This window comes from Methanobrevibacter sp., from assembly GCF_045126245.1.
Taxonomy (GTDB): Archaea; Methanobacteriota; Methanobacteria; order Methanobacteriales; family Methanobacteriaceae; genus Methanocatella.
The window spans coordinates 1-20012 of the sequence record NZ_JBGVOG010000064.1 but is presented as its reverse complement, the minus strand read 5'-3'; the positions used below and the strand labels follow the sequence as shown (position 1 = coordinate 20012).

Genomic DNA, 20012 nt, shown 5'->3' with positions numbered 1-20012 from the left:
CTTCTAAATCCAATCCTGAATGAACTGGTCTGGAATGAGAATATAGAAGTCATGACCAACGCCAAGGTTATTGAAGCTGAAAGAAGAGCCGGAACCTATAATTTAATTGTTGAACAATCTCCAAGATATGTCGATCCGGATAGATGTATTGCATGTGGCAAATGTGCCGATGTTTGTGAAGTTGAAGGTCCAAATGACTGGAACGACAATTTATCATTAAGAAAAGCTATTTATAGGCCTTTCGGACAATCATATCCTGAAAGCTATGTTATTGATATGGATAACTGTTCAAAATGCGGGGATTGCTTTAGAACATGTAATATGAAAGCAATCAGACTTAAAGGAAAGCCTGAAAAGTCCCTTTTGCAGGTGGGTTCAATTATCGTTGCAACAGGTCACAAGCTATTTGACATGGAAAAGCGTCCAGAATATGGATATACTCGGTATGATGATGTAATCACTCAATCAGAATTGGGACGTATCACAGGCGTAAACGGACCTACAAAGGGTAAACTCCTAAAGGCCAACGGCGAAGTTCCAAAGCGTGTCGTAATGATACAGTGTGTTGGTTCAAGGGACGAAAAGCCCGACGGCCATAAGTACTGTTCCAAGATATGCTGTACCGTTGCGCTTAAAAACGCAAACATCATTAAGCATAAATATCCAGATACTGATGTTTTAATCTGCTATACTGATGTTAGGACTCCTGGAATGTTTGAAAAATACTACAAGCACACTCAGGAAAATGAGGTAAGATTCTTAAGAGGACGTCCTGGTGAGGTTGTCAAGAAAGGAGACAATTTCATAGTAAGGACAGAAGATACTCTTAAAGGTGAGTTTGTAGAAATTGAAGCGGATATGGTTGTATTGTCGACTGCAATGGAGCCATCCGAAGGAACTGTTGAGATAGCAGAGACATTAAACATCGGAACAACCGAAGACGGATTCATTAAGGAATCCCATCCGAAAATCAAGCCTGTAGCTACCGATGTGCAGGGAATATTTGTATGCGGAACCGCACAGGATCCAAAAGACATTACAGATTCAATTATGCAGGCGACCGCAGCTGCATCCAAGGTTTCAGAGTATAACTACGGCGGGGTTGAAATAGAACCGTTCATTGCAGAAATTGATGAGGAAAAATGTACTGTCTGCGGAGAATGTATTGCCCGATGCAAATATAAATCCATGAGCATACAGGATGATGAAATTTACATTGATCCTATGAGCTGTACCGGTTGCGGAAAATGTCTTATCGGATGTAGGCAAAGGGCAATTACGGTAAACGGCAATATTGATGAGAAAATCATGGCAACAATTGGTGGGGTATTGTCCAAAAAACGAGAAGATGAACGTATGATACTGGTTTTCCTTGACAATATAGGATATACTGCTGCCGATAACATCGGTGTTAACAGATTGTCATATCCGGAATCAATACACATCATCAAGGTCATCTCTGTCAACCGTGTAAGGCCAAGGCACATCAGATATGCATTGGAAAACGGTGCTGATGGAATATTTATTGGCGAGTTTCCGGGAGATTTGATGTATGATGAGGTGGAACGTAAGATCGAAAGAGTAAAAGAGCGCATTGCAGAGATGGGTCAAAATCCGGAAAGGGTTACTTTTTCAAAAGTTTATATTCCATACTTTACAGGACTTGCCCGTAAATTGAGGGATTTCGATAAAAAGATTGAAGAATTAAATGAAGCATGATATGCGTTTTAATTCTTTTTTTTTAAATTTTTATTTTTTTTAAAGATTAATTTATTCTTGTTTTTTTGCATTTGCTAAACATTGTTCAGTTTCTTTTCAAATATTATCTTTTTTCATGTTTTTTGTCTTTTTAAGTTATATAATATATAAATATATCTTCTAATAAAAATTAAAGTAAATAGGATTTTTTATACAGTCTTATTTAAAGCGTATAATTATTTCGATTTTATTTATTTAGGGAGAAAAATTATGAAATTTAAAAAGATGATGATAGTAAGTATCATATTGCTTGCAATCCTAACGATTGGTGCTGTAAGTGCATCCGGCGATATGGATACTTTATCACAAGATTCAACAGATTCTGATTCTCTTTTAAACAACGCCACTTTTGTTGTAGATGAAGAGGATTCATGCATCTTCTATTCGGAAGGTCATATAAACCTTTCTGATGCCGATGCGGATGAACAGACAGTCATGGTCGCTCAATTTTCTTGTGAAACTGCTGGAAGTATAACAATTTCTGACGTTAACAATTATGAACTTTTAAGAAAGGATATTGGGCAAATTCATGACGGTGATGAATATAGTATTACTTATGGTGACATAAAGAATTTGGATTATCTTAAAACTCAAGATAATATTCTTTATTTAAATTTCTTCAATACTGTGGGTATGAGATCCGGTTTCGGTGCTTTTTATGTCGTAAATGACCAGTCAGGATTCGGATTTGATCCACTTAATCCTATTAGTGACGCTGAATTCAGATTGCCTCCATGTCCTGTAGACCCAAGTAATGGTGATTCAGTTATTGCCCTTGTCGTTGCGGATGAAGGAATAATAGGTAGTCTTGATATATTTGTACAAGATGATTGCATAGTTCAGGGTTTTGAAATAAATTACAATGATTATGAATATGATGTGGAAACTGATGATGATGGAAGAGTTTGGTATTATATTCCATCCAGTCTTTTCAACTTCCATGAACTTGAAGACGGTTCAATTGTCAATTTCTGTTTCACAGAAGACACTTCCGCTTCCAAAGAAGAAGGATTCAGACTTGTCATTGTTGACCCGGACAGAAGAGTTTATTTCGAATCATTAGATGAACTTCCTTCCATAAATGTTGAAGACCATGTGGATTTAGATGGAGATTCTCTTGTTGCAAGTCTCGATATCCCTTGCGATGAGTTTGGCAATATTGGGTACTCAGGTACATTATATGTAACTTTGAATGAAGAGGAAGATATTTTTGTAAAAGATATTAATCCGGATACTGTAACAGGTGATGATTTACCGATTGAAATCAGATTATCTGACCTAAACGGATTTGAAGGAGTTGAGGATGGAGCAATCATTGAGTTCAGATTCATCACAAATGATGATCCTGAAGATGAAGAAAACATCCGTGAACTTCGCTTCTTCAAAGATTGCCGTGAAGATGGCTACATTGAGTTGCAAAAAGCAGATGAAAACGATTTTGATGCTGAGTTTAGGGAGGCTAATGTTGCCGACCATGATGTTGCCATATCAGTTCCTGTAATTCAGGAAAGCTTCGGCAATGTTTCCAAATTCATTATTGAAATTGATTTCTGGGGAGAAATCATCGCAACCGAATGGAACGTATATGATATTACTATAGAAGATTGGGCATATACATGGACCACTACCGATTTGGGAATCGATGATAAAATGTGGGACATTTCCGGTGCTGTTGACTGTGAAGTGACCATTACAAGAATTGATGAAGGTGATGAAAACGAATATTACTGCAATGGAGAAATCATATTCTTCAACACTCCATATATAAGCTGTGGAGAGATTTCCATTTTTGATGATGAACGAGAACCTGCAGTTCAATTCACTTATTTCCCGGAATGTGACGATGAATTTATAATTAGCATTAGAAAAGATGGTGCATTCTTTGCGGATAAAACATTTAAGATATCTGAAATGGGCCAATATATATATGATGATTATTATTCATTGTTCTTGGATGATTTGGGAATCACCGAACTTGGAGAGTATGAAGTATCAGTAATATTCAATAATGTGGGTCCTGATGGAGACCAGAAAGAATATACAAGCACATTCAAAGCTGTTGAATTTACAATCAACTCCTATTATACTGAAGGTGATGTTGCAGAAGACATTACAGAACCTGTATTCAGAATTGCTTTAGGTGAAAATGACACAGGATATGCAGTAATTAAAGTAAACGGAACACAAGTATTTAATGAAACCTTATCTAACATGGAATATATTGAGTTTTACAGAGGGCCAGGATATTATATCCGTTTAAACAGCCTAAACATCACCCAATCAGGTTACTATAATGTTGAATTAACAGTCGTAACTCCTAATTATAATAAAAGAACTGTTGATACCGAGTTCTATGTCAATGTAACTGAAAATACATTTGCATTTAAAGACTGCATGTACACCAATTTTGGCATGGATACACATCTTGGAACCCCAATTTCACCGGACAGTGAAATAGCATTGTACCTTAACGGTAAAAAAGCAGCAGTTGTGGATGAACTTCATGAGGAACTCGATTTTGTCTTTAATGAAGGTTATACAGATATTTTAGGAAACTTATGGCCTGGAGTATATCAAGGCAGACTAGAAATTGGCGGCAAAACTGTTGCTCAAGATAGATTTGAAGTCAAAGACGCTTCCGGAAATGTTGAAATTGATGCATATCAAAAGAATAACGGCATTTATATTCAATTTAAGGCACCAATGCCGGAAGGTAATCTTGAAGACTATTGTTTAGATGTTTGGGTTGACCCAATTGATTCTGAAGATATTGGTGATCCTGATTTGTCTTATCGTGATGAAGAATTAGCTGAAATTTTGGACAATACAGCACATAGTTTATATGTTGGAAGATATGAATCTGGCAATCATAATGTTTATGTTAATTACATGCTTTATGATGAATATGTTCCTTTAGATGAACAGGATTACTTCATAAGAATCTTCAATATAAGTAAAGTGAACACTGTAATTTCAGCAGTTTATGATGCCGATGCTAAGGAATTGATTGCTACTTTAACCAATAATGTTACCGGTCAGCCTATTAAGGGTGCTACTGTAGGATTCAAAATCAATGGTAAATCCTATACCAGTAAAACTGATGCCAATGGTCATGGTAGTGTTTCTATTGCCGATTTGGCTCCAGGAACTTACACCGCCACTGTAAGTTATAATGGAAATTCCAATTATAATTCCGCTAAAACAACTGTAAGTGTTATTGTTAAAGCAGATACTGTACTTTCAACAGAATATGACGCTAATGCTGAAGAGTTAATAGCTACTTTAACTAATGATGCTACAGGTCAACCTATCAAAGGTTTCACTATAAGGGCTGTAATTGACGGTAAAACCTATAAGGCTGTAACAGATGCTAATGGTCAAGCTAAATTTTCCACTTCAGATTTGGCTCCAGGAACATATACCGCTACCGTTACATTCAATGGTGGTTCCAAGTATAATCCTGCTTCAACAACTCAAAAAATCATCATTAAAGCAAACACTACTCTTTCAGTAAATTATAATGATGATAATACACAATTGATTGCTACTTTAACAAATAACGCTACCAATCAGCCTATTAAAGGTTTCACTTTAAGAGTCAACCTTAACGGTAAAACCACCAAACTTGTAACTGATGCTAACGGTCAGGTCAGCCTTTCCACTGCCGATTTGGCTCCTAAAACATACCCTGTTACCGTTACATTCAATGGGGGTACCAAGTATTATCCAACTACAACAACTGAAAATATTCTAGTCAGGGCAAACACCAGTATTGATGCTGTCTTTGATGCGGACGCAAACGAGTTAACTGCCACTTTAATCAATGACGCTAACGGAAAAGCTCTCGGTTGGGGTAAACTTATAGTGAATATCAATGGTGTGGACTACACAATCAAGACCAACTCTTCAGGTCAGGCAAAGCTTTCCACTAAAGGATTGGCTGGAGGAACTTATCCTACCACAATTTCCTATGGAGGTCATACCAAGTATAGGCCATCCAGCACATCCCTTGATGTTGTTGTTAAAGGAGGCACCCATTTCATAGTTGAAGATGTTTTCGCTGAATATGGTGATGTTGATTTGGTCGCTACTTTGATAAATGGTGTCAATAATCAAAGTGTTAAAGGCGCTACCGTAGCATTTAAAATCGACGGCAAATCCTACACTGCCAAAACCGATTCTGCAGGTCTTGTCAAAGTGACTGTTTCAGGTTTGGCTGCCGGAAACTACAGCGCTACCGTTTCATATGCGGGAAATTCAAAATATGACCCTGCAAATGCCGCATTCAATGTAGTTGTAAATAAGATATCCACACATATAGAAGCGTATTATGACAGCCAGACCAATGAGATTGTTGCTACATTAATCAATGATGCAACAGGCAAAGGCGTTGTCGGAGGTACTGTCGGTTTCGTTATAAATAAGGTTAAAACTCTCGTTAAATCAGATTCAAACGGTATGGCCAGATTCTCCCTTGAAGGCTTTGATTTAACCTCATTTAAGGTATCAGTTTCATATGGTGGAAATGCCAAATATTTAGGATCAATTAGGGCGGTATTTGGTGAGACAAACAAAATAGTGACTTACATTTCTGCGGCTTATGACAGTGAAACTGAGGAAATCGTTGCTACTTTAATCAATACAGCTACCGGCAAAGGCGTTGTCGGAGGTACTGTGGGCATTGCCATAAACGGTGAGAGAAACCTTATAAAAACCGATTCAAACGGTCAGGCTAAAGTTTCCGCTGCAGATTTCCCTCAAGGAGTATACACAATTGAAAGTTCCTATTCAGGAAATACCAAATACTCTGGAACAAGCGAAACAATAGACCTTGTAAAATTTTAAATCCAAAGGAGATTTCTAATCTCCTGACTTTTTTATTTTTTTATAATTAATTTGTTTTTGATTTGTTTTTTTAGGTAATGGTTTAAAACTTAAAATTGTATAAAATTTATCCCAATATTTGGGTAATTATTGAATAGTTTATAGAATATTTTTTTTTCAATTTTCAAACTGTTTTTCACAAATAATTAAAATATATTTTATTTTTTTTCAATTATATTTAATATTTATATATTATAATGTTACATAATTTAATTGTAAAGTTAATTTTATTTTTTATCTTATTAACTTTATAATATCGTAGAAGTGATTTAATGAAAATTAATAAGAAAATTTTTATTAGTGTGCTTCTGGTACTTGTAATTTTAGGTGTTATGGGTACTGTAAGTGCAACAGATTCGCTTAATAATAACTTAACTGCTGAAGACGCTGATGCTATTGGCATTGATGCGGGTGATGGCTTATTAAGTGATGGGGAGACTATTATCTATGTGGATAGTAGTTACGATGGTGACGAAATGGGTACGGAAGACAATCCGTACAAATCAATTTCCTCCGCTGTTAGTGCTGCTAATGGTGGAGAAACAATATTTATAAAGAATGGTGAATATACAGAGACTACTATCAGTAATATTGATAAAGCTTTAACTTTCCAAGGTGAAAGTCAAGGTGGAGTAATCATTAAAGCTGGTTCAAGTGGATTTTTCAATACATATAATATTTGTAACAATTTAGTGTTCAATAATTTGTATTTCAAAGATATTGCTTGTACTGGTGCGGGTGCTGTAATTACTGTTGGTGGTACCTCTGAGTACAATAATGTTTACATCACCAATTGTGTTTTCGATAGTTGTTCCGGAAGATACGGAGCACTCAGAATATATGCAAAATTTGGTGAAGTAATTATTGATAACTGTAAATTCTTAAACACTGTAGGGTCAAATGGTAAATATTCAACAGCTATCTATTTTGGAAGTGCAGGTACTAATACTTACACAATAAGAAATACTGTCATTAACGGCAGTACTAACACTGCCTCCACTACATTTGGTGCAATATATGTTGACAGAGCTGCTGCAGGTCCTACCATCATTGACAATGTAACTATTGTTGATTGTACTTTAACTGGTGCTAATGGACTTATTGCAACCAAAGGTGATTTAAACATATCAAATTCCAGAATCATTAATAATAATGTGGGTGTAGGAACTCTTGAATCAGGAAGTACTTTTTGGGTTCAATCAGGTAATGCTAATCCTCAGCTCAATGTTGAAACTACTATTATTGTAAACAACACTGGAACAAACTATTTAGTCGGTGCTAATGGTGATAAAGTTGCTGTTGAGATGAATTATAACAATATTCAAAACAACACATTTGCTACTAAAGTTGCTTATTCCAATTCTTACAATTTAGATTCCAACTACTGGGGTAGCAATGACCAACCTACTGGTGTAACTGTAAACAACTGGGCTATTGAAGACCACGGTACCTTTACATTAAATGACGGTACTCCTTTACCTAAACAAATTCCTTCAACAGAAGAACCTGTAATCGGTGACGATAACACTACATTCGTATCTCCAGACGGTGACGATAATAACACTGGTGCTGCAGACAGTCCTGTAGCTACAATCGCAAAGGCTGTTGAGATTGCTAAAACCAAATCCGGTGAAATTATTATTAATCAAGGTACTTACACAGAAAACAATATAGTGCTTGACAGTGATGTTGCATGGTCAATTACTGGTATGGGTAATGTTGTGATTGACGGTAATGCAAGTACAAACAACATTTTCACATTAACTGGTAATCCATCAGTTACTTTTACTAACATTAAATTTAGAAATAATAATCCAAGATATGGTGGTGCCATATATGCTGCAGGTCCTTCACAGACCAATCTCATGGATCTTGATTTAACTATCGATCATTGTACCTTCGAAGACATTTCTGCTTCAAGCAGAGGTGGAGCAATATATTTATACTATGCCAAAGGTAATTTCTTGGTAAATGATTCTCAATTTATTAACTGTTCTGCTTCCAGTTGGGGTGGAGCAATTTGTACTGCTTACTGTGCTTATACTGATGCATTAAATTTAGTAATCAACGGTTCTACTTTTAAAGAATGCTTTGCAAATAATGGTGCAAGTGGATATCTACAAGCAAATACAGTAACAGTAACTAATTCTGTATTCAATAATAATACTGCAAATTATGACTCTACTGCTTTCCAACTTTATAATGCTACTGCAACTATTGATAATTGTATAATTACCAATAATGTAGCTTTAAAAGATAGTTCTTATAGTAGTCCAGGTGTAGCCATTAAAATAACAACCGCTACTGGAAAAACCCCTACAGTTACAATTACAAATTCAATCATTGAAAATAACACCAATCAAATAGCTACATATCCTGCAATTTATGTTGATAGGTCTGTTTTAGATATTTCATACTCTTCACTCGTAAATGATTTATCCATTGAAACAAAGGATGGAACTTCATCTGCAGCTCAAGGAGTGGCTATTGTTAACAATAACTGGTGGGGAACCAACGACCCAAGTGAAAAAGTAAAAGGCAAAAGCATTACCATGGACAATTGGGTCATAATGAACGTTGAAGCTAATGTTACTGAAGCTATTCCTGGCGATAAAGTATTATTAACAGTTGACTTTAATCATGTAAACACTACTGCTGGTGAAATCGAAGAATTGACCGGTGGTGCAATTCCAAAAGCATACAAAGTTCAATTTGCTGCTGATCATGGAACATTTGTTCCTGCAAGTTTCACAATCAAAGACGGCGCAACCAAAACATCAACCTACACTGTAGGTGACATGTATGATGTTGTTTCCGTTTCATGTGATGAAGCTCTTGTGGAAATGACCTTTGTTCCTGAAGTTCCTCCATACTATGGAATCATTTACGTATCCAAAGATGGTGACGACAACAATAACGGTTCTGAAGATGCTCCTGTTGCCACTATAGCAAAAGCTATTGAACTTGCTACTGTTATTGGCGGATCTCATGAAATTATCATCAATGAAGGTACCTATACTCCTGGTGCTTCAATTGTCATCACTGATGATTTAACCATTACAGGTAACGGTGCTGTAGTTATTGATGCTGATGGAATCGAAAAATTAATCGAAATGCCTTATTCAAGTCCGGTAAAAGGATTTACTGTTGTATTAAATAATTTGGCATTAATTAATGGAATTGGAAACCAATATGCTACTGTATATAATTATGCTGATGCTTATCTATTCATGAACAATGTAAATATCAGTGATTGTACAGGCTCATATCTTGGAGCTATTGTTACCACTACAGGTAATACCACTATTACTGACTCAGTAATTTCTGGATCTACTGCTGGAAGAATAATTAATGTAAATGTAGGATATAATAAGCCTATTACTGTTACACTCATCAATACAACCTTAAAAGACAATGTTGCATTCATTGATGACGGATCAGATATAGGTTCAGGTTATGCCATAATTGATGTGTCCACTACAACCAAAAACACAGTCCTTAATTTAATCGATTCTCACATTATAAACAATACAGGTAAATTAGGAACTGTATATACAACCAGTGATAAGGTTACAATGAATGTAAATGGAACTGAATTTATTGATAACACTGTCCTTAATGGAAACGGTGGTGCAATCAATGGTTACAACATGAATATCAACAACTCTACTTTCATTAATAACCGTGCTATTAAAGATAATGTGTATGGTGTTGCAACTGGTGGTGCAATCAACATCGGAAGATGGGGAACAGCAGTAATAACCAACTCCAAATTTGAGGACAACTCTGCTACTGGAAACGGAAATACTATTTATAACGGATGGGACCTCACAATAAACAACTGTGCAATCATAGATGGCACTAAAGGCAATGTAATTTACCACAATGGTGAAGATTATCTAATGGACGCTAAATATAACTGGTGGGGAACCAATGATGACCCAAGCAATTTAATCGGTACCGGTACCTACGAAGATGATTACGGTTACGGAGATGAAGACTGCGAATTCGATGCAAGCAAATGGGTTGTCATGAACGTAGTCAACAACTACACAGGTGAACCTTTAGCTATCGGCGACCAAGTTGAGTTCACTGTTGACTTTAACCACTACACTGATTCAACAGGCACCATTTATGAATTAACTGGTTCCATTCCTGAAGTTGATGTAAGTGCAGAAGCAATTAAAGGTGCATTTGATGAACAAGAAATCACTACTGAAAACGGTGTTGCTACTTTCATTTACACTGCAGACATCGGTGGTGAAGATACAATCGATATCATTTCAGCTAATGCAGTTAACACAACTGTAGTTGATATTATTGAACCTGTAATCCTTGAAGTCGTTTATGTAGGTCCTAACGGTAACGACAGCAATGTCGGTTATTATGATGAACCTGTAGCTACCATTGCTCACGCTATCGAAATAGCTGAAAGAGGTAAAATCGTTATCTTTGAAGGTACTTACACTCTTAATGCTACTTTAGTCATTGATAAAGATTTAGACATCCGCGGTGAAGGTACTGTAATTATCGATGGTAACTTAAACAGAATCATTGAAAACACAGCAAACCTTAACTTAACCAATATTGTCTTTACCAATGGTAAAGCTGCATTTGCAGCAGTTATCTTAGATGATGGTAATGTAACTATTGACGGTTGTACATTCTATAATAATACTGCTACTGGTTCCACCAGTGAAAATATTATTAATAATAGAAAAGGTACAATGACTATCAATAATTCAACATTCTATGATGATATAGCTTCTAGAGGTGCAGTTGCTTCTCAATCAGGAACTAATTTAGTTGTTAACAATTCCCTGTTCTATGATAATGACATGTCCTTGACTGGAGCAAATTCATATTATGGTATGATTTATTTAACTGGTGCTGAAGCTGTTGTTGAAAATACTGTATTCAGAGACAATAAAGGTAAACATGCTGTTGGAATTTATGCTACTAAACCTACAAGTGCTATTTTAGGTAGCTTAGATGTCATTAACTGTACATTTGAAAATAACCTTGCAAATATAGGTTCTGGTGGTGCAATGCAAATTGCGGGCGGAATGACTGTAAACATTAGAGATTCTACTTTCATCAATAACACTGCTACTAGAGGATCAAGCTTTGGTTTAGGTGGTGCGATTCATTGTTCTGGAAGTACCTGTAATGTAAACGTTGTCGATTCTGTCTTCATTGATAATGCAGGATATGAAGATGCAGGTATTTATGCAGCAGGTAATTCATTCACTATTAGCAATTCCGTAATCTTAGCTAGAGACGGTGATGCTAACTATGCATTATATAAAGATAGTGCTGCTGTAACTGCTGAAAACAACTTCTGGGGTGACAACTCCAAAGCAAACACCAATGCTAATGTTGCTAAATGGGTAATCATGAGCGCTACTTATGACAATGAAACAGGTGCTTTAGACATCACATTCGATAAGACCAATTCAACCTCTGGTGTTGCTGATTATGATGATGTATTGCCTGACGGATTTACCGTAACTGTAACTTCCACATCCGGTGCATTGGATGAAACATTAGTTGTAATTGACGGTCAAGCTTCAACCACTTACTTCACTCGCGTAAGCGAAAACATTACTGTTAAATCAGGTAATGCTGAAGTGACTATTGAAGTCATCGTTATACCTAAAGTAATTTATGTTGCAAGAGACGGTGATGACAACAATACTGGTTGTTCTAGAGATGACCCTGTAGCTACAATTGCAAAAGCAGTCGAACTTGCGGATGAAGGAAGAATCGTTATCTTATCCGGTACTTACCCAACCGGGGATTTAGGAATCATTTCAAGTGACTTAAACATTACCGGTGAAGGTACTGTAATAATCGATGCTCAAAATGCTAACAGACTTCTTTATGTAGGTTCAGATGCTAATGTTGTATTGACAAACCTTATCATGATTAATGGTGCTGCTGATGTTGACAGCGGTGCATTACTAGGTAACTCTAACTACTTAACATTAATCAACTGTACCTTAGCTAACTCCTCAGCAGGTATAAACAATGGTGGTGCAATCTATAATGCAGGTAAATTGACAATCATAAATTCAACCATTGCAAACAACACTGCAAGAGTGGGTGGAGCAATATTCAATCAATATTCAGGCACAGAATTGGTTATAATCAATTCAACATTTGAAAATAACGTAGCAAATGGTGACAATAACAATGGTGGTGGAGCAATATTTGCTCAACAACTCTCTAGTTTAACAGTCATTAATTCTAGTTTCATAGCAAATGAAGCATTGACCACTTCTAGCGGTGGAGCAATCGGCATTATTTTTGCTGAAGCTGACTACACAATCACTGATTCCATTTTCATGGACAACCATGCTAACGGAAAAGAATCCACTGGTGGTGGAGCAATCTACATTGCTGGAACTTCAAACTATCAAAGAAGCGGTAGTTTAACCATAACAAACACCTTATTTGAAGGAAACACTGCTGATAATGACGGTGCAGCAATCTATGCAAGAGCTACAACATTAGATGTTTCAAATTCAGTAATATTTGCAAATAAAGATCCAGCTGGATACGCAGTATTCGGATACAAAACAGACCAAGTCGCTCCTGCAATAACCCTTAATGATAACTGGTGGGGATCTAATGATGACCCTAGTGACCTTGTTGGAGGATATAACTACAAACCAACAATCTCAAGATGGGTTATCTTAACTGCAACCAATGACACTCCATTCGTTGAAGGAGAAACTGTTAAAATCACTGTTAGCTTAGATACCTACACAGACGGTGAGACAAACGGTACCTTAGCAACTCCAATTACAATTCCAAGAGATGTGATTATTGAAACCACATTCGACTCTATTGAAGGCGTAATGGAAAACGGTGAATTCACAATTGATTATGTAGTTCCTGCTGATTTGAAATATGTTGCTGCAAATGTGGACATCCAAAACATAGAATTATATCACGTAAAAACACCAACCGTTGTTGCAGTTGATGATATCACTGCAGTAAAAGGTGACAATGTATTGATTAACGTAACTGTCAAAACAATTGACGGTGATGACGTTAACGGTGGAGAAGTTGAAATATACTTCGGTGATGATTTAGTTGCAACCATGCCTGTCATGGAAGGTGTCGCATCTCAAAATGTTGAAATTACCAAAGATGCTGGTGAATACACTATTACAGCTAAATTCATAGACTTCTCTGGAGAATTATTAGACAGTGAAGCTAACGCTACTTTAAATGTCATTCTCTTAGATTCAAGTATCTCAGCTGTTTACGATGATGATGCTAAAGAGTTAACCGTTACATTGATTGACAATGCTACTGGCAGTCCTATTGCTGGTGCTAATGTTGTAATCACTATTGGTGAAGCTATTTACCCAGTTACAACTGATGATGACGGTCAAGCTGTACAGGCTATTGATTTAGTTGCTGGTCCTTACACTGCTGTTGTTACTTATGATGGTAGTGATGTATATAATGCTTCCAGTGCAACTGTTGACTTCATTATTAAAGCTGATACTGTTCTTTCTGCTGTTTATGATGATTTTGATGTTGAAGAGTTAACTATTACCTTGATTGACAATGCTACTGGCAGTCCTATTGCTGGTGCTGATGTTGTAATCACTATTGGTGAAAATGTTTACCCTGTTACAACTGGTGATGACGGTCAAGCTGTACAAGTTCTTGATTTAGTTGCTGGTCCTTACACAGCTATTATTTCTTATGAGGGTAATGAGGTATATGATCCTTCAAATACTTCAATAGAATTCATTGTTAAAGCAGATTCTGTTATTTCAGCTGTTTATGATGATGATGCTAAAGAGTTAACTGTCACATTGACTGACAATGTCACTGGTGATCCTATTGTTGACGCTGAGATTGCAATCTTAATTGATGAGGAATTTTACTCAGTCACAACTGATGCTGACGGTAAAGCTGTACAATCCCTTGATGATTTACCTTTAGGTTCTCATGAGGTTGATATCATCTATGATGGTAGTGCTGATTATAATCCTTCTGAAATATTTGTAGACATTAACGTTAAAGCAAACACTACACTTGCATTGGCTTACGATGAAGAAGCTCAAGAAATTGTTGCTACTTTGACCAACAATGCTACCGGTCAACCTATTAAAGGATTCACTGTACGTATTAAAGTTGATGGTGAAACTTATGCTCTTGTAACTGATGCTGATGGTAAAGTCAGTGTTTCCACTACTGATTTAACTCCAGGTACTATTTATACTGTTACTGCTACCTTTAATGGCGGTACCAAGTATAATGCTGCTAAAGCAACCGAGAAAATCGCTATCGTTGCAAACACTACACTTGCATTGGTTTACGATGAAGAAGCTGAAAAAGTTGTTGCTACTTTGACCAACAATGCTACCGGCGAAGCTATTAAAGGTTTCACAGTTGTCGTTAAACTTGATGGTGAATCTTACAGTCTTGTAACTGATGCTGATGGTAAAGTCAGTGTTTCCACTGCTGATTTAACTCCAGGTACTATTTATACTGTTACTGCTACCTTTAATGGCGGTACCAAGTATAATGCTGCTAAAGCAACCGAGAAAATCGCTATCGTTGCAAACACTACACTTTCAGTGGATTATGATGATGACGCTAAAGAAGTAACCGTTACTTTAACCAATGATGCTACCGGTGAAGCTATTAAAGGTTTCACAGTCAATGTTAAACTCCATGGTGAAACTTATAAACTTGTAACTGATGAAAACGGTCAAGTTAAAGTTTCAACTGCTGATTTAACTCAAGGTGTTGTTTATACTGTTACTGCTACCTTTAATGGTGGTACCAAGTATAATGCTGCTAAAGTAACTGAAAATATAGCAGTTAAAGCAAACACTGCTATTTCATTGGTCTATGATAATGAAACTAATGAAATAATTGCTACCTTGACTAATAACGCTACCGGTGAAGCTATTCACGGTTACAGTCTCCACATCAGAATGAATGGTGAAACATTCAAACTTGTTACTGATGAAAACGGTCAAGTTAAAGTTTCAACTGCTGATTTAGCTCCAGGATCTTACCATACTATTACATTTACCTTAAAAGACTCTACCAAGTATAATGCTGCTAAAGAAAGCATTAAAATATTAGTTAAAGCAAACACTACAATTTTAGTGACTTACAATGATGAAACTGATGAATTAGTTGCTACTTTGACTAACAATGCTACTGGCCAACCTATCAAAGGTTTCACTTTAAGAGTTAAACTTAACCGTGTAACTAATAAGCTCGTAACCGATGAAAACGGTCAAGTCAGCGTTTCAACTGCTGATTTAGCTCCAGGCAATTATACTGTTACTGTTACCTTTAAAGGCGGTACCAAGTATTATCCTACCACTGAAACTTTAGTGATTGAAAAAATTTAAACATGAAAAAGGAGATTTATAAAATCTCCTAAATTTTCTTTTTTTATTTAATCCATATACACCACTACAAGATAATATAGATTTTTTTCATAATGTCTTTAAAATTATTAGAAAATTAGTTCATTATTTTAATGAGTTTTCAAAATAACTCTGAAATTTGCACTGTTATTTTCATTTAATCAAATTTAATCGATAACCATAATTTTTAAATACATATAATTAACACAATTTATAATATAGATAAAAATGTGTAATGTATAAATTAATAACTTTGAGGAAAATATCATGGATGATGAAACTCTAAAAAAATATGCATATGTGAATATTTCAAGTTACAGGTCAAAGGCAGTAAAATCCCTGCAGAAGGGTGAAAAGACTCCCACTGAATTGGCCAATGATTCTAATATTCGTGTGAATCATATTTCCAAAGTCTTAAAAGAATTAAAAGATCATGAGGTTGCAGAATGCATTAATGAGGAAAAACGGAAAAATAGAATATACAGGTTAACCAATGTCGGGCACGAAATTGTGGAGCATTTGGATTAATTCAGCAGTTTGATTATTTCCAAACCCAATTCGCTACATTTATATAATCTTCCCTTTCTTGCTTCTTCATTAACACAAACCACCAGGTTTTCTTTTTTCAAATCAGACAATGCCGCTGATACCTGGCTGGTGCTTAGATTAATTTCTCTTGCAATTTCAGATGGCATCTTTAAGGTATTGCGGAGCGCTTTTAATGTGTTGGTTCTGTAAGGGGATACTTTAACATATCCGAGGATTTTATATAATTTATCTTCGTCCATACTAATTATTTTTGAAATTCCATTAATAATGTTTTTATATCAATTAGATGTGTTTATATTTATTTAATCATAATTTACTAATAATTTAGACAAAAGCATATGAAATAACTGAATTATATTAAGTTCAAGCTGTCTAAATGAGTTTTGTATTAATTGATTTCATGAATCTTTCCTTTATCTCAACAGGACTCAAGTCAATAATCGGTGCAGATGAGTTTCCAGCTTCAGTTTCATATACTATAAAACTGGTATCTTCACTTTTTATTATCTCGGATAAATTAATATCTTCAAATTTAAAGCTGTTTTTAAAACCTACGCTTTTTGCTATTTCACATAAGTCAATTAACTGCGCATAGGTATCCTGATTTCCAGTTGAACCATAAGCCCCGTTATCTATGACAATCCAAGTCAAGTTGGAAGGGTTATTTGCAAATATTGTAACAAGTGAGCCCATGTTCATTAGAAGTGACCCGTCGCCGTCAATCACAACAATATCCTTATCCGGTCTGGATAATGCAAGGCCGAAGCCGATTGATGATGCAAGCCCCATGGAACCGATCATGTAGAAATTTTCATCCCTGTCCATAATGTCATATAATTCACGTGACGGAAATCCGATATTGCAAATGATAAGTTCATCGCCAATATTTTTCATAATGTCCATTATTGCTTCTCTTCTTGCCATATTATCACCAATAACTGATTTCTAAAAGTATTGAAACAGGTTTTCCTTCTTCTTTTGACAATTCCCATGAATTCATGATGTCCTCATAAGCGGCTTCAGGATTTCCAGGCTTGAAAAATCTAAAATCCATCGCTTCTAGAATTCTTGGAGTTGATTCTCCCATAGGCACCTGTCCGCATATTGTCTCCCCTTCAGTTCCCCTATGGCTCATTATCATAAGCATAGGAAATTCATACAGTTCCATCAATGATTTTAAGGCATTTATGGAGTTTCCAAGACCGGAATTCTGCATAAGTATTGCAGTATTTTTCCCTCCAAGAATAGCGCCTGCACATATTCCGATTCCTTCCTCTTCACGGGTAACCGGAATATGTATTATCTCTTCATCCTCATCAACCATATCCAACAGTTTTGATAAGTTAACGCATGGAACGCTTACAATAAAGTCAATTCCGGCATCTTTAAGGGCATTATAAATAGCTTCACTACTGTCCATTTTATCACATCTTAAAATATGTTTTTCATTCGTTAAATAAATATTTTATTTCTTAAGTGGAATATTTTTCAATATTTTTTAATTTTGATTAATTATAATTCAATATTTTAATTTTTATAATTGCAAATTTTTATACATTTAATTTAATTAATAGAAACCTTTTTATTTGATTTATTAGTAATATATAATCATGTTTGATAAACTACCGGTATCTTCTAAAACAGAGAAAATTCTGACAAAATCCCTAGATGAGGATATTACTGTTGAAGAAGCCAATCATTTAATGAATATCCAAGGTTCTGATTTTTATCCGTTGCTTGCAGCTGCCGATTATTTAAGGCATGAAATTGTTGGAGACAATGTTACATTCATCAACAACTGCAACATCAACTTCACCAATATCTGCACTGTCCGATGCGGATTTTGCGCATTCGGAAAGGATGCGGATGACCCTGAAGCATATATTTTGACTGATGAAGAAATATTGGCAAAAGCTCAAGGGGCTGTTGAAAAGGGAGCCCGTGAGTTTACTTTGATGGGTGGGGTTTTACCTGATGCGGATATTGAATATTACGAACATCTCTTGCAGCTTCTTAAAGGAGAGCATCCTGATGTCATGATTCATGGATTTTCACCAACCATGATTAATGATGCTGCAATCCTATCAGGCATTGATATGGCTGAGGCATGTGAAAGATTAAAGTCTGCAGGTTTGGATACATTGCCCGGAACAGCCGCCGAAATCTTAACAGACCGCTCCCGTGAGATAATTTGTCCTGAAAAGGTAAGCGTTCAGGAATGGATTGATGCGGTCAGAACAGCTCATGAAGTTGGAATTCCGGGTTCTGCTACAATAATGTACGGTCATGTGGAAACTTTAGAGGAACGTGTTGAACATATTGACATTCTTCGTCGCCTGCAGGAGGAAACCGGTGGTTTTACAGAATTCATCCCGATGACTTTTATGCACGAGCACTCCCCGATATTTTTGGAAGGTCAAAGAAATCTTGGCGCTACAGGAACAGAGGATTTGAAACTGTATGCCGTTTCCAGACTTATGTTGAGGGATTTGATTCCGAATATACAGGTGTCCTGGGTAAAAATGGGATACAGATTTGCACAGGTGTCCCTGACTGCAGGAGCCAATGATTTGGGTGGAACATTAGGTGGAGATGAACTTTCAGAGGCTTCAGGTGCACCTGATGGAGTTGAAGCATCAATCGAAACATTGGGAAATATTGTCAGAAACTTGGGAAGAACTCCAGTAGAGCGGAATTCTAAATATACTGAATTTTATCCGATTGATTAGGTGAGTTTATGAATAAATTTATTGTCATTGATGGTCTGGACGGATGCGGAAAGGACACTCAGGTTAATCTGCTTGTTGATGCATATGAAAAGCAGGGAAGGAAGGTAACAGTCAGGTCACATCCCTGCTGCGATAATAAATTCGGCAGAAAATCAAAACAGGCCCTTTTGCAGTCCGGCAAAATAAATCACTTAAAAGCTACAGTTTATTTCGGCCTTGACGCATTAAGGTCAGTTCATATGTACTATTATAACAAAGATACAGATGTCTTAATCTTTTCAAGGTATACTATGGCCGTTGCATATCTTCCAAATGTGGTGAACGTCATCGTGTATAAGATCGTTTCTGTTGTTCTTCCGAAATCAGACTGCATGTTCTTTTTGGATGTAAGTCCCGAAGAGTCCTTAAGGCGTATCAAGTCACGTAATGAGGATGAGGAAATGTTTGAAAACATAGACGCTTTAAGGGAAGTTCGTTCAAAGACAAGCAAGGTTACATATGAGTGGAATGTTGTTTCGGCAGACGATCCGGCCGATGTGATAAGCGAAAAAATAATTGCAAAATGCTTTGAGTCTGACAAGAAATTATTGGGATAACTAATTCTTCCATTAGATGCCTTTTCTTTCATATACGAATTTAGGGACTGCCTTGGAGAAGGGGTCAAATGTCTCTCTGT

At 36.2% G+C, this 20012-nt stretch carries 9 protein-coding genes; 6 read left to right on the top strand and 3 right to left on the bottom strand.

Annotated features, from left to right (window positions below; genetic code table 11):
* The 4 genes from ACJMLZ_RS05125 to ACJMLZ_RS05110 all read left to right on the top strand — a co-directional run.
* Positions 1-1719 (top strand): hydrogenase iron-sulfur subunit (locus tag ACJMLZ_RS05125; RefSeq protein WP_405304283.1); only part of this gene is annotated, 1719 nt, incomplete at its 5' end.
* Between the two features lie 249 nt (positions 1720-1968).
* Positions 1969-6603, top strand: coding sequence for a collagen binding domain-containing protein (locus ACJMLZ_RS05120; RefSeq protein ID WP_405304282.1), 4635 nt, complete (start codon positions 1969-1971; stop codon positions 6601-6603).
* A gap of 311 nt (positions 6604-6914) precedes the next feature.
* Positions 6915-16040, top strand: coding sequence for a hypothetical protein (locus ACJMLZ_RS05115; RefSeq protein WP_405304281.1), 9126 nt, complete (start codon positions 6915-6917; stop codon positions 16038-16040).
* Between the two features lie 285 nt (positions 16041-16325).
* Positions 16326-16586, top strand: a complete 261-nt coding sequence (locus tag ACJMLZ_RS05110) for a transcriptional regulator (protein ID WP_405304280.1) — start codon at positions 16326-16328, stop codon at positions 16584-16586.
* On the opposite strand, the gene ACJMLZ_RS05105 is transcribed toward ACJMLZ_RS05110, so the two are convergent.
* The 3 genes from ACJMLZ_RS05105 to comD form a co-directional block, all read right to left on the bottom strand.
* The gene (locus ACJMLZ_RS05105; RefSeq protein ID WP_405304279.1) at positions 16583-16846 is read right to left on the bottom strand and encodes an ArsR family transcriptional regulator; all 264 of its coding nucleotides are present in this window, start codon (positions 16844-16846) and stop codon (positions 16583-16585) included. The genes ACJMLZ_RS05110 and ACJMLZ_RS05105 overlap by 4 nt on opposite strands.
* Positions 16847-16979: 133 nt before the next feature.
* The gene (gene comE, locus ACJMLZ_RS05100; protein WP_405304278.1) at positions 16980-17531 is read right to left on the bottom strand and encodes a sulfopyruvate decarboxylase subunit beta; all 552 of its coding nucleotides are present in this window, start codon (positions 17529-17531) and stop codon (positions 16980-16982) included.
* A gap of 4 nt (positions 17532-17535) precedes the next feature.
* Positions 17536-18027: a sulfopyruvate decarboxylase subunit alpha gene (gene comD, locus ACJMLZ_RS05095; RefSeq protein WP_405304277.1), complete on the bottom strand. Its 492-nt coding sequence runs from the start codon at positions 18025-18027 to the stop codon at positions 17536-17538.
* A gap of 190 nt (positions 18028-18217) precedes the next feature.
* Between comD and cofH the strand changes: the two genes are divergently transcribed.
* Positions 18218-19336 carry a 5-amino-6-(D-ribitylamino)uracil--L-tyrosine 4-hydroxyphenyl transferase CofH gene (gene cofH / locus ACJMLZ_RS05090; protein WP_405304276.1) on the top strand — a complete coding sequence of 373 codons (1119 nt, stop codon included), beginning with the start codon at positions 18218-18220 and terminating at the stop codon, positions 19334-19336.
* A gap of 8 nt (positions 19337-19344) precedes the next feature.
* Positions 19345-19932 (top strand): thymidylate kinase, encoded by a 588-nt coding sequence (locus tag ACJMLZ_RS05085; protein ID WP_405304275.1) that lies wholly within the window; start codon positions 19345-19347, stop codon positions 19930-19932.
* Positions 19933-20012 lie beyond the last annotated feature (80 nt).

Coding starts and splice junctions, on each gene's coding strand:
- ACJMLZ_RS05105 (WP_405304279.1), bottom strand. CDS start 16,846: ATGGACGAAGATAAATTATATAAAATCCTCGGATATGTTAAAGTATCC.
- ACJMLZ_RS05110 (WP_405304280.1), top strand. CDS start 16,326: ATGGATGATGAAACTCTAAAAAAATATGCATATGTGAATATTTCAAGT.
- comE (WP_405304278.1), bottom strand. CDS start 17,531: ATGGCAAGAAGAGAAGCAATAATGGACATTATGAAAAATATTGGCGAT.
- cofH (WP_405304276.1), top strand. CDS start 18,218: ATGTTTGATAAACTACCGGTATCTTCTAAAACAGAGAAAATTCTGACA.
- comD (WP_405304277.1), bottom strand. CDS start 18,027: ATGGACAGTAGTGAAGCTATTTATAATGCCCTTAAAGATGCCGGAATT.
- ACJMLZ_RS05115 (WP_405304281.1), top strand. CDS start 6,915: ATGAAAATTAATAAGAAAATTTTTATTAGTGTGCTTCTGGTACTTGTA.
- ACJMLZ_RS05085 (WP_405304275.1), top strand. CDS start 19,345: ATGAATAAATTTATTGTCATTGATGGTCTGGACGGATGCGGAAAGGAC.
- ACJMLZ_RS05120 (WP_405304282.1), top strand. CDS start 1,969: ATGAAATTTAAAAAGATGATGATAGTAAGTATCATATTGCTTGCAATC.